Origin of the sequence: Clostridium tanneri (assembly GCF_033659955.1) — a bacterium.
In the GTDB taxonomy this organism is placed as follows: Bacteria; Bacillota; Clostridia; order Clostridiales; family Clostridiaceae; genus Clostridium_AM; species Clostridium_AM tanneri.
Window position 1 is genome coordinate 78982 of sequence record NZ_JARUJP010000005.1, and the last position, 12647, is coordinate 91628.

A 12647-nucleotide genomic window follows, 5' to 3' on the forward strand; every position below is an offset into this window, starting at 1 on the left:
TACCCCTAGCATTTTTATTTGAAAATATAATAAGCAATATTAAGTTGTTTTTTTATTTACTCCTAAAAATATAATGATTCCAATTAATGAAGTCCAGAATACTTCCCTATAGTAAATAAGAAGCCAGTTATCTTTAAAGCCATACTTAATGATACTTTTTGATACCACATTAAAGCATCTTTCAATAGAATCACTACTTATGAACTCAGATTTATCACTAGGAGTGTGTATTCTAGAGGTATCGGAATCAGAAAGAGTAATTGCATCGATACCTTGTTTTCTGAAATATTCATGATCGCTGGCATCTTCAAAAAGGTAATTAAAAGTAACTTTATTTTTAGAGCAAATCTCCGATGTTTCTTTTATAAGCGCTGTTTTTTCTGTATCTTTGCTGCCTCCCATTATGTAAAGAGGTACAGGTTTATTGCTGCCAATCATATCAAAGTTTATAACCTTGCTTCCCTTGATACTATGTTTATATTCATCAACGAAGGCCTTTGAGCCAAGACATCCAAATTCTTCTGCATTAAATCCTACAAACAGTATATTTCTTTCAGGTTTTCCTAAGGATTGTACATATTTACTTAGCTCTAATAAAAAAGCAGTTCCAGAAGCATTATCCAAAGCTCCGGTGTATACATTTCCTGCTAGATCAGAACCGATGTGATCAAAGTGGGCTGAAAGAATAATAGGAGGAGCGGAGGCATCCTTGCCTTCAATATAAGCTGTAACATTATTTAAGGATATTTTTTTAGTTTCAAAGGGAATAAAGCAATTTATAGTATAGTCTTCTTTTAGGTAGCTCTTCAGCTCGGTAATAGTGTTTTTGGTAGTCATAATATACATGCTAAAAGGAGAGGAGTTTATAAATGAACTTCTAAAGTTTAATTTATCGCTTTCAGGGGTATAAAATAGAAAATTATTATTATCCTTTTGAATCTGAAGATGTTCATTGCTCCACAATAATTTATCCTTTTTGGTAAAGGACAAATTATTCTTTTTAAAGTTTAGCAAGTCTTCCTTGTAGTCTACGCCGTACTTATATTCTTTCACTAGAAATCCTTGCGAGTCAGTAATAGTTAAATAGGGTCTATCTTTAGTTTTGTATGGATATACTGTGTCAAATTTTTGGAAGTAACTATCCTTGTAGGGCTTTAGATTTATTTTTTCAAATTCATTCTTTAGATAAATAGCAGTTAGGTCGTTTTCTATAGTACCAGCTAGTCTACCTTTAAGAGTATCTGAAGATAGATATTCTATGTACCGTTTTACTGAATTAGCATCAAAAGAACTAGTAGAAACATAAATTTGAAAACTGAAAGAAATTAAAGTGCATAGTACAACTAGAAGTATATATGAAAGTTTTTTTAACATTACACCACTCCTCACAAAACAGATGTCCTTAAATATATATTAATTTGCAAAATGCTATATGATTGTTGTAATATATTTTTAGTTATTAAATTTGAAAAAGGAAATTAAAGGGTTTTATTGAAATTATATTTATCAATTTATTAAAACTTAAATAGGGGACATAATTATATAATAGGACAATAATATAACTGGAGGTAGGAATGAGTACAATAGTAGATAGACTAGTAAAGGAATTGGAACTAAATAAAAAGGATGTTGAAAGTGTAATTGAGCTTTTAGACGGAGGTAATACAGTACCCTTCATAGCTAGGTATAGAAAAGAAATGACCGGGGGAATGAGTGATGTAACTCTTAGAAACCTATTTGAAAGGCTAACTTACTTGAGAAATCTTGAGACTAGGAAAGAGGATGTAATCAGACTTATTGATGAGCAAGGAAAGTTATCTGAGGAGTTAAGGAAAGCTATAAGTAACTGTGAAACCTTAACAGAAGTAGAAGATATATATAGACCATATAAGCCTAAGAAAAGAACAAGAGCTATTATTGCACAGGAAAAAGGATTAAAGCCTCTAGCAGAGGTTATTTGGAATGGACAATTCAAAGGTGATATAAGAGAGTATGCAGCAGAATTTATAGATGGGGAAAAGGAAGTAAAATCTATAGAAGAAGCACTTCAAGGAGCGATGGATATAGTAAGTGAGACTATATCTGATGAGGCTGAGTACAGAAAGTGGATTAGAGATCTTATACACAGAGAGGGTTTTATTGAAACTAGTGGAGAAAGTAAGGAAACTACACCTTATGAGATGTACTATGAATACAAGGAGTCTGTAAGGAATATACCACCACATAGAATTCTCGCAATCAATAGAGGAGAAAAAGAAAAAATACTTTCTGTTAAAGTAACTGTAGATACGGAAAAAATCATAGCATATCTAAGAAGAAAATGCTTAAAAGAAAATAATGTTACAGATATATACATAGAGGAAAGTATAAAGGATTCATTAAAGAGGCTTATATACCCATCTATAGAAAGAGAAATAAGAGCAGAACTTACGGAAATAGGTGAAGAAGGAGCTATAAAGATATTTAAAGCCAATCTAAAAGCTCTCCTAATGCAAGCACCAATAAAAGGGAAGGTTGTTCTTGGCTTCGACCCAGGGTTTAGAACTGGATGTAAAATAGCTGTACTAGATGATACAGGAAAGCTTCTAGATACAGATACTGTTTACGCTACAACATCACCAAATCAAGTTGAAGAGTCTATAAAAAAGCTTAAGGACTTAGTATACAAACATAATGTAGATGTTATATCTTTAGGAAATGGAACTGCAAGCAGAGAATCGGAAGAAATTATCGTAAAGCTCATTAAAGAAGTAAAAGTTGAGAAGGGTAAGGAGCTTTTTTATGTAGTTGTTTCAGAAGCAGGTGCATCTGTATATTCTGCATCAGAGCTTGCTGCCAAGGAGTATCCAGATATAAACGTTTCTTTAAGAGGAGCTATATCTATAGGAAGAAGACTTCAAGACCCTCTGGCTGAGCTTGTGAAAATAGATCCTAAGTCTATAGGCGTTGGACAGTATCAGCATGATGTAGCTGCTAAAAAGCTTGATGAATCTTTAAGTGGAATAGTAGAAGATTCCGTTAATAATGTAGGGGTAGACTTAAATATAGCTACACCATCTCTTTTATCATATATATCAGGGATAAACTCTACTATAGCACAGAACATTGTAGGATACAGGGAAGAAAATGGTAAGTTTAAGAGCAGAAAAGAGCTTTTAAAGGTAAAAAGACTTGGTGCTAAGGCTTTTGAACAATGTGCAGGCTTTTTAAGGGTTATGGAAAGCGCGGAGCCTTTAGATAACACAGCAGTTCATCCAGAGTCATATAATGCTGCTAAAGATCTATTGAGTAAACTGGGGTACAACAAAGAAGATTTAAAAAATAATAAACTTACAGATATTGATGATAGAATTAAGACTATTGGAATAGAGTCCTTGGCTAAAGAATTGGAAGTAGGAATTCCGACTCTTAATGATATAATAAAGGAAATTAAGAAACCTGGTAGAGATCCAAGAGAAGAATTACCAAAGCCTATTCTAAAAACAGGTATAATTGAAATTTCTCATTTAAAGCCAGGAATGGTGCTTATGGGAACGGTGAGAAATGTAGCTGATTTTGGAGCTTTTGTAGACATTGGAGTGCACCAGGATGGATTGGTTCATAAAAGTCAATTAGCAGATAGATTTGTAAAACACCCATTAGATATAGTTCAGGTTGGTGATGTTGTTGAGGTCACAGTATTAGAAGTAGATGAAAAGAGAAAGAGAATATCATTAACTATGAAAAAGCAAGGAAATACAGTTAACAGCTAAGGAGTACCATTAGCATGGAAGTTATAACCACATTATGATACTTAAGATTTCTTTGAGTGCTATTCATTGATATCAATTTGAAAGTTTATATTGAATTTTAGGAAAACTTGTACTATAATAAGAGTAGAAAATTTAACAATTAAAATCTTCAGGGCGGGGTGAAAGTCCCCACCGGCGGTATAGCCCGCGAGCCTAGTAACTAGGTATGATTCGGTGAAACTCCGAAGCCGACAGTAAAGTCTGGATGAAAGAAGGTAAGGTATAATGTTTATTCGCCCTGGCATTTTTGCCGGGGTTTTTTATTATACTGCTCACCTTCCCCTTAGCAAAAATCATATCTATCCAAAATGTTATAGATGTAGAGAACAGCAATGTGTCCTCATATCTATAAAGGCTTAAGGAACTAATAATTAAATTTATGGAGGGTGTAAAATATGAGAAACGGAAAATTAAACAGATTAGTTAAAATTTCATTATTAAGTGTAATCGGATTTTTACTTATGTTTATAGAGGTAGCGGTACCAATATTTCCAACATTTTTAAAAATCGATATCAGTGATTTACCAGCATTAATTGGAGCTTTTGCCTTAGGGCCAACAGCAGGAGTGGCGATAGAGCTTCTAAAAAATATACTTCATGGAATATTTAAAGGAAGCACAGCATTTGTAGGAGAATTTGCAAACTTTGCAGTAGGTACTGCTTTAGTGTTTGTAGCTGGATATATATATAATAAAAATAAAAGTAAGAAAACAGCCTTAATCGGATTACTTACTGGAAGTTTAGTTATGGCAGTGGTAGCCAGCTTGCTTAATTATTTTATACTACTACCTCTATATGAAAAGGTATTAAACTTCCCTATTAGTGCAGTAGTAGCAATGGGACACAAACTAAATAGTAATATAACAAATTTAGAAACATTTATACTATGGTCCATAGCTCCTTTCAACTTAATCAAAGGAATTATATTATCTGCTTTAACTATGGCGGTATATAAAAGTGTATCACCTATAATTCATGAAGAAGGAAGCAGAGCTAGAGAATTTGCTAAAAACAACTAATCCGAGGTTTCCTCGGATTTTTTTCTTTATAAAGTTTATTAACATACGATAATATAATATATATTAAGTAATAGTTGAAATAAGGGGGGATTACTATGGCGGGGATATGGAATGTAAATAGTGTTAATGATATAAATGCAAAAAAAATTCTTAGAAAGTTATCTTTTAATGTTGGAGAAAATTTTGCAGCTAGAGTTATAAATTCTGATAAGTTAACAGGAGAGGTGCTATTGAAGCTTTTGGATGGGTGGCAGTTTTCAGCTGAATTGCAAAATCCTATGGATATACTGCCAGAAGGACTCCTAAGATTCCAAGTGGAAGGTTTTGAGGATGGAAAGCTTCAGCTAAAGCTTATAAACGTTAATGATAAAGAGCAAAGTTCAGAAAGAAAAACCCTTGATTTTTTACTAAAAGAAAAGGGTATAACTGTAAATAAAGAAGATTATTCTCTTTTAAGTAAAATGGTAAAGCATGAAATACCTCTAACTAAAGAAAATATATCTAAAATAAAGACTATAGTAGATTTTCAAAATAAAATAAAGCTAAATTATGAAGAGGAAGACTTATTTATATCTAGGTATATGCAAAGTAAGGGAATAGAACCTAGTGGTAAGGAAGGAACTAAGATAGCTAACACACTAAAGAGTTTTTTCAACCAATTAAAAAGTATTTCAGAGGACGATATTATTACCCTCTTGGAAAATGGAATAGAACTAACAGAGGAGAATATAAAAAGTTTTAATGATATATTTAAAGGATCTTCATCCATATATAAAGATATAAGAGAGTTTAAAGAAAATGTGACAACCCTTATTAATAATAAGGAAGTGGAGCACACAGGCAAACTTAATGTACAGTTAAGTATAGAAGAGAGTAGCTTATTAGAAGATGGAGCAGAATTAACAGAGGAAAATATAAAAAGTTTTAATGATATATCTAAAGGATCTTCATCTATATATAAAGGTATAAGAGAGTTCAAAGAAAATGTGACAACCCTTATTAATAATAGGGAGGTGGAGCACACAGGCAAACTTAATGTACAGTTAAATATAGAAGAGAGTAATTTACCAGCTTCAGAAGGTGCTAGTAATATAGAAATTAATGAAGAACAAAAATTAGCTTTGAATAGCACCGAAAATGATAAAGTAAAGAGATTAACGAATAGTAATGAAAAACCTGATCAGGTAAGTAAAATGGTAGCTGAGGATAGTGAAAAAGATGGAATAGCCTTAAATAAGATGATAAAAAAGGAATACAGTATTGATGACATTGCAAAGAATATAAAAGAACAAATAAGTACTAAAACAGAGGAAATGAAAACTGTAATAAGGGCTGTTTTAGAACAAAAAGGTGAACTAAAACCGGAAGCTTATAATAACTTAATTCAGGTATTGGATAAAAGTATTAATGATTTTAAGGTATATAATACAATTTCAAATCAGTATTACTATATGGATCTACCTATTAATCTTGAAAACTATGAATATCAATGCAAACTCATGATAAAAGATGAAAGAAAAAAAGGAAAAAGAATAGACTCTACAGATGTGAAAATAGCTGCGTCAGTGAATACTATTCATATGGGAACAATAGATGCTTACATTAAGGTCAAAAATTATAATATGGATGTAGAACTAAAGTGTGATGAACTTTGGACTAAAGTTCTAGACTTAGGAAAAGAAAAAATTTCAAGTGACTTATCTAATATGGGATACAATGTCTATATAAGAGTTGATGAGAGACAGGAAGATATGAATATTACTAGCTGTAGGGACTTTTTTGAAGATGTAAATTTAGGAAGAATTAATACTAAAGTATAAATTTACAATAGGTCTATAACAACTTATAATAATATTATGAGTTAAGTAAGTTTATTCTTCAATCTTGTGAGGTATTTGATATGAATAAAAGAAAGAAAGCAGCAGCCTTAAGGTATGAGCAGGGATATGATGCGCCAATGGTTACTGCAGCTGGCGTCGGTCATATTGCAGATAAAATATTAGAGAACGCTGAAGAGAATAATGTTCCTATAGTTTATGACGAGGAGTTGGCTAATTTGTTGAATAACGTAGACGTAGGAGATGCTATTCCTCTTGAATTATATAATGCAGTGGCTAAGGTTATAGCTTATGTAATGGATATAGATAAAAATATGAATAAATAGAAGGTGATAAAGTGGCATTATTTGCAATATCAGATTTGCATTTAGATTTGACAGGAGATAAGCCTATGGATATATTTGGAGATAAGTGGCTTAACCATGATGAAAAGATAAAAAATAATTGGTTTAATAAAATTACAGATGAGGATACAGTTCTTATTGCTGGTGATATATCTTGGTCTATGAAAATGGAAGATGGAATGAGAGACTTAGAATGGATTCATAATCTTCCAGGCAGAAAAATTATGGTGAAGGGTAACCATGACTATTGGTGGACTAGTATAAGTAAGTTAAATAATCTTTATGACGATATGGACTTTATTCAAAACAATTCATTTAACTATGAGGACTATGCAATATGTGGAACCAGAGGCTGGATATGTCCAGGAGGAGATAACTTTTCTGAGCATGACGAAAAGATATATGAAAGGGAGCTGAACAGACTCAGATTATCACTAGATTCTGCAGTAAAAAAAGGATTTAAGAAGTTTATTACTATGATTCACTACCCACCAGTGAATGAAAAACTTTTGGAGTCTGGTTTTGTAGATATATTTAAAGAATATAATGTAGAAAAAGTTATATATGGACATCTTCATGGACCGTCTCTTGCAAAGGCCCTAAATGGAGAATTAAATGGAATAGAGTATATAATAACTTCTGGTGATTATATAAATTTTGATCCCATAAAAATTTTATAAGATTTTTATGGGCTAATTTATTGACAACTATATCTAAATATCTTAATATATAAATATATTAATTATATAATTCTTGTTGTTATTATATATTATTGAAATTTGCAAAAGATATTATTAATAAAGTAAAAATTACATTTTAGTAAAGAGGTAAAGTATGGATAATAATATTCAAAGGTATAATGAAACAGCAGAGCTTCTTAAAGTATTAGCTCATCCAGTTAGGTTGTGCATAGTTAATGGTCTTTTACAAAAAGGTAGATGTAATGTGAGCTATATGCAAAATTGTTTGGGAGTACCACAATCTACAATATCCCAGCATCTTCAGAAATTGAGATCAGCAGGAATAATCGAAGGCGAGAGAAATGGACTAGAAATAAATTATAGTGTCTGTAGTAAAACTGCAGAGGCTTTGGTAAAACTCTTATTTAACGATAGCACTGAGGAATAATAGGTTTAACGCATTTTAATTTTATTAAGAGGAGGATTTTTAGATGAATAAAAGAGTATTAATTGTAGGTGGTGTAGCAGGTGGAGCCTCTGCGGCAGCAAGACTTAGAAGGCTTGATGAAAATTCAGAAATAGTAATGTTTGAAAGAGGAGAGTATATTTCCTTTGCAAACTGTGGCCTTCCATACTATATAGGTGAAACTATAAAGGAAAGAGAGAAGTTATTAGTTCAAACCCCTGAAGCTATGAATGAAAGATTTAATATAGATGTTAGAATAAACAGTGATGTAATAGGAATTGATGCTAAAAATAAAAAGGTAAAAGTAAAAAGCAAGGATAAAGGTGAATATGAGGAAAGCTATGATTATCTAATTTTATCACCAGGAGCTGCACCACTTAAGCCACCAATAGAAGGAATTCAAAGTGATAAAATATTTACATTGAGAAATGTACCGGATACAGACAAGATAAAGTCTTATGTAGATAACAAAAATATTAAAAATGCAGTAGTTATAGGTGGTGGATATATTGGTGTTGAAATGGCAGAGAACCTTAAAGAAAGAGGTTTAAATGTAGCGCTAGTTGAAGCTGCCCCACATATATTAGCACCATTTGATTCTGACATGGTAACTTATGCAGAAAAAGAATTGGAGGACAATGGGGTAGGTATTGTTTTAAATGATGGAGTTAAAGCATTTAAGGAAGAAGGAACTGGATTAAACGTAGTATTAAATAGTGGCAAGACTTTATATGCGGATATAGTTATACTTGCCATAGGAGTTAAGCCAGATACTGCTTTTCTAAAAGATTCAGGAATAGAATTTGGGCCAAGAGGCCACATAATTACAAACAGTAAAATGGAAACTAACTTAGAAGGTGTATATGCTGTTGGAGATGCTGTAGAGGTTGTTGATTTTGTAAATGGGGGCAAAACTGCTATTGCATTAGCGGGACCTGCTAACAAACAAGGCAGAATAGCTGCAGACAATGTATGCGGGTTAAACTCAACTTATAAGGGAACTATGGGGTCAGCTATTATTAAGGTGTTTGATTTAACTGGTACAAGTACAGGAAATAATGAAAGAACACTAAAGGCTAAAAACATACCGTATAGAGTTATATACCTTCATCCTAACTCAAGTGCAGGATATTACCCAGGTGGATCGCCAATGTCAATGAAACTTATATTTAATGATGAAGGAAAGATATTAGGAGCTCAAGCCTTTGGATATGTTGGCGTAGATAAGAGGATGGATGATATAGCAACTACAATGAGACTTGGCGGAACAATTTATGATTTAGCAGAATTAGAGCTAACTTATGCACCACCATATTCTTCTGCGAAGGATCCGGTAAATATGGCTGGATTTATTGCAGAGAACGTACTGACAGGTAGACATGAGGTTGTGCTTCCAGAAGATATTGATAATAGAGATAGAAGTAAAACTCAGCTCATAGATGTAAGAACTGATGAAGAATATAGTAATGGCAGAATACAGGGATCCATAAATATACCAGTAGATAACCTAAGAGATAGAATAGATGAAGTAGATAAAAATAAGGAAATTTTGGTTCACTGCCAAGTTGGTCTTAGAGGATATATAGCTGCGAGAATTTTAATGGCAAATGGTTTTAAGGTTAAAAATCTAACTGGTGGATACAAAACTTATACTATGAGCAAGTTCAAACCAAGAGAAGTTACAATGGATAAGGATAGTAAGGATAGTTCTATGGACCTAAGAGAAGAGGACATGGATGTCAGTTTAGAAAGTAACTCAAATGAATATAAAGAAACCCATAAGGATAACGTTAAACAAGAAGATTCAGAATATAAGGATGGAAGTTTTGATAAGAACCTAGATGCCTGTGGATTGAGCTGTCCCGGTCCTTTAATGAAGGTTAACAGTGTCATAGGAGATATGAAAGAAGGAGAAATTCTAAAGGCTACTGCGTCAGACCAGGGATTTTATGAAGACATAAAGTCTTGGTGTGAGCGAACTAATAATAAGTTAGTAGATAGAAAGAAGGAAAAGGGAAATATTATAGCTTTCATAAGAAAGGGTAATGGCAAACAGGTAAGCAGTAATAATTCATCAGAGGATTCAGAAGATACTGGTGGTATGATTTCACAAAGGGACAATAAAACTTTAGTTGTATTTAGTGGTGACTTTGATAAAGCTATGGCATCCTTTATAATTGCAAATGGAGCTGCAGCAATGGGGAAAAAGGTTACTATGTTCTTTACCTTTTGGGGCTTAAATATTCTAAGAAAGCATGAAAGGGTTCCTGTGCAAAAAGGAGCCATAGACAAAATGTTTGGCATTATGATGCCAAGAGGAGCTAAAAGGTTAAAGTTATCTAAAATGAATATGATGGGAATGGGTACAAAGATGATGCAGAAGGTAATGAAGGATAAAAATGTTTCTTCTCTTGATGACTTGATTAAGTCAGCTATGAAAAGTGGAATAGAAATAGTTGCTTGTCAAATGACTTTGGATGTGATGGGTCTTAAGAAGGAAGAATTAATAGATGGAGTTAAAATAGGAGGAGTAGGTTATTACTTAGGAGAAGCGGAAGATTCTAATGTAAACTTGTTCATATAAGAAAATTAATGGGACAGAAAAGTTTAGGTGCACTGAACATCGGTGTTCAGTGCACCCAAACTTTTCTGTTTCATTATACTTATTTAAAGAATCTGGAGAAAAAGCCTTTTTTATTTTTCTTGTTATCCTCTTCAGAAACATCCTCAATATTGTCAGTGCTATTTTTGCTTTGAAGTTCCTTAATTAAATCCCTTTGGTCACGGCACTTATCTTTAATTTTTGAAGAAGCTCCAGGCGTAGCTACAACCTTACTAAACCAATTTAAAGCTTCATCATCATTTCCAACTCTTCTGTTAAGTTCTCCAATAAGATACATAGAAGTAAATTTGTCCATGCCATATAGAGGGAAGTCCTCATTAAAAAAGGCATCATTAAAGCCTTCTAAAGCTTGTTTTATAAAGGTCAATTCATTGGCTTCATCACCTAATATTCTGTACATCCAAGCAAGTTTTAGGCAGTTCATAGCCTTTTTACTAGCCTTTGCTTCTATAACATAATAACTGAGTAAAGAGAGCTTATATCTTTCTATAGCTATATTTATATCATATACCTCTGGGTAAGTTTTGCCAGCCCATCTTGAGGTGATTTTTTCTTTAATAGCTTCACACTGATAATTTCTAATCTTGCTAAAGTCATTCTTCATTGCAGAATAACCACAACTGCTGCATACCCAAACGTCATAAAAATAAGGATTGATAAGAGCATATTTTATGAAAAAATCAGAATCCTGTTTTTCAATTCTATAAGCTGATGTTTTTACAGATCTAGCTTTAAAAGAGCTTTCACATACAGGACAAGTAACTTGTCTATCATATAAAAGTGATTTTATCTTATCATCTCCACTTTTTTCTTCTAATTGAGGGGTTTTATCTTCTTCTTCTTTTTTATATAGGTTTACACTACTTACGTCATCAAAGCCCAAGTTTTCAAGTCCGGAAAATATATTATTTGACATATAAATATCACCTACAATGCTTATATTTTATTATATATTTTATTATATCAAAATATTATGGGAAATAATATTATTTATTTACATATATAATCTGATACAATAAAGTAGTATAATAATAGATGGCAAACTATTAAGATTATACTATATAGAGGTGATCTGACATGGCTATAGGAGAATGGAAAACTTTTTTAATACCGTATGAGCAAGCTGTTGAGGAATTAAAAGTTAAGATTAGAAGTATAAGAAAAGAATACAGAAGAAAAAATGAATATTCACCTATTGAATTTGTGACAGGAAGAGTAAAGGAATTATCCAGCATACTAGAGAAGGCAAACAAGTTTAATATACCTTTAGACAGAATTGGTTACGAAATGGAGGACATAGCTGGATTAAGAGTTATGTGTCAGTTTGTTGATGATGTCGAGAAGGTTGTAGATATAATCAGAAGCAGAAAAGACATGCAAATAATTTATGAGAAAGATTATGTAACAAACGTAAAAGAAAGTGGTTATAGAAGCTACCATATAATAATTAAGTATCCTGTAAATATGGCAGATGGTCAGAAGGAGATATTAGCTGAATTTCAAATAAGAACATTAGCTATGAATTTTTGGGCTACTATAGAACACTCCTTAAACTACAAGTATAAACATAAAATTCCTGATAACATTAAGGCGAAGCTTAAGTCAGCTGGAGATGCAGCCTTTCAATTAGATCAACAGATGTTGGAGATAAAGGACGAAATAAAGGATGCTCAAAAGCTATTTGAGGTGAAATCAAGTTTGGTTTCAGATATAATGAATAATGTACTTACCTTATCTTCAATGGGAAAACATGCTGAATCCACAAGGTATCAGTCTCAACTAAACAAACTGATTGAAGAAGGAGAAGCATATGAATTAGCTAGTTTATTGAAGTCTACAGAAAAGACCTTAGAAATTTATAGATAAAAATAGTGATTTTATAAAAT

At 32.3% G+C, this 12647-nt stretch carries 10 protein-coding genes and 1 riboswitch; of the genes, 8 read left to right on the top strand and 2 right to left on the bottom strand.

Annotation, left to right across the window (positions count from 1 at the left end):
* Nucleotides 1–39: 39 nt before the first annotated feature.
* Nucleotides 40–1374: a M28 family metallopeptidase gene (locus P8V03_RS05895; protein WP_318797213.1), complete on the bottom strand. Its 1335-nt coding sequence runs from the start codon at nucleotides 1372–1374 to the stop codon at nucleotides 40–42.
* 200 nt (nucleotides 1375–1574) lie between these two features.
* On the opposite strand from P8V03_RS05895, the gene P8V03_RS05900 reads away from it, so the two are divergent.
* The 7 genes from P8V03_RS05900 (at nucleotide 1575) to P8V03_RS05930 (ending at nucleotide 10722) form a co-directional block, all read left to right on the top strand.
* The gene (locus P8V03_RS05900; RefSeq protein ID WP_318797215.1) at nucleotides 1575–3752 is read left to right on the top strand and encodes a Tex family protein; all 2178 of its coding nucleotides are present in this window, start codon (nucleotides 1575–1577) and stop codon (nucleotides 3750–3752) included.
* A 140-nt stretch (nucleotides 3753–3892) separates the two neighbouring features.
* Nucleotides 3893–4012: riboswitch (FMN riboswitch) on the top strand.
* Nucleotides 4013–4186: 174 nt separating this feature from the next.
* On the top strand, nucleotides 4187–4810 hold the full coding sequence (locus tag P8V03_RS05905) for an ECF transporter S component (RefSeq protein WP_261670527.1): 624 nt from the start codon (nucleotides 4187–4189) through the stop codon (nucleotides 4808–4810).
* A gap of 95 nt (nucleotides 4811–4905) precedes the next feature.
* Nucleotides 4906–6630, top strand: coding sequence for a hypothetical protein (locus P8V03_RS05910; protein WP_318797218.1), 1725 nt, complete (start codon nucleotides 4906–4908; stop codon nucleotides 6628–6630).
* 80 nt (nucleotides 6631–6710) lie between these two features.
* Nucleotides 6711–6974 (top strand): EscU/YscU/HrcU family type III secretion system export apparatus switch protein, encoded by a 264-nt coding sequence (locus P8V03_RS05915; RefSeq protein WP_261670529.1) that lies wholly within the window; start codon nucleotides 6711–6713, stop codon nucleotides 6972–6974.
* A gap of 11 nt (nucleotides 6975–6985) precedes the next feature.
* On the top strand, nucleotides 6986–7672 hold the full coding sequence (locus tag P8V03_RS05920; RefSeq protein ID WP_318797222.1) for a metallophosphoesterase: 687 nt from the start codon (nucleotides 6986–6988) through the stop codon (nucleotides 7670–7672).
* A 154-nt stretch (nucleotides 7673–7826) separates the two neighbouring features.
* Nucleotides 7827–8120, top strand: a complete 294-nt coding sequence (locus P8V03_RS05925) for an ArsR/SmtB family transcription factor (RefSeq protein WP_261670531.1) — start codon at nucleotides 7827–7829, stop codon at nucleotides 8118–8120.
* 43 nt (nucleotides 8121–8163) lie between these two features.
* On the top strand, nucleotides 8164–10722 hold the full coding sequence (locus P8V03_RS05930; RefSeq protein WP_318797226.1) for a DsrE/DsrF/DrsH-like family protein: 2559 nt from the start codon (nucleotides 8164–8166) through the stop codon (nucleotides 10720–10722).
* 79 nt (nucleotides 10723–10801) lie between these two features.
* Here the strand turns inward: P8V03_RS05930 and P8V03_RS05935 are convergent, their stop codons facing one another.
* The gene (locus tag P8V03_RS05935) at nucleotides 10802–11677 is read right to left on the bottom strand and encodes a DUF2225 domain-containing protein (protein ID WP_318797228.1); all 876 of its coding nucleotides are present in this window, start codon (nucleotides 11675–11677) and stop codon (nucleotides 10802–10804) included.
* A 161-nt stretch (nucleotides 11678–11838) separates the two neighbouring features.
* Here P8V03_RS05935 and yjbM point away from each other — a divergent pair, with 161 nt between their 5' ends.
* Complete coding sequence (gene yjbM / locus P8V03_RS05940) at nucleotides 11839–12627, top strand: GTP diphosphokinase (RefSeq protein ID WP_261670534.1); 789 nt, start codon at nucleotides 11839–11841, stop codon at nucleotides 12625–12627.
* Nucleotides 12628–12647 lie beyond the last annotated feature (20 nt).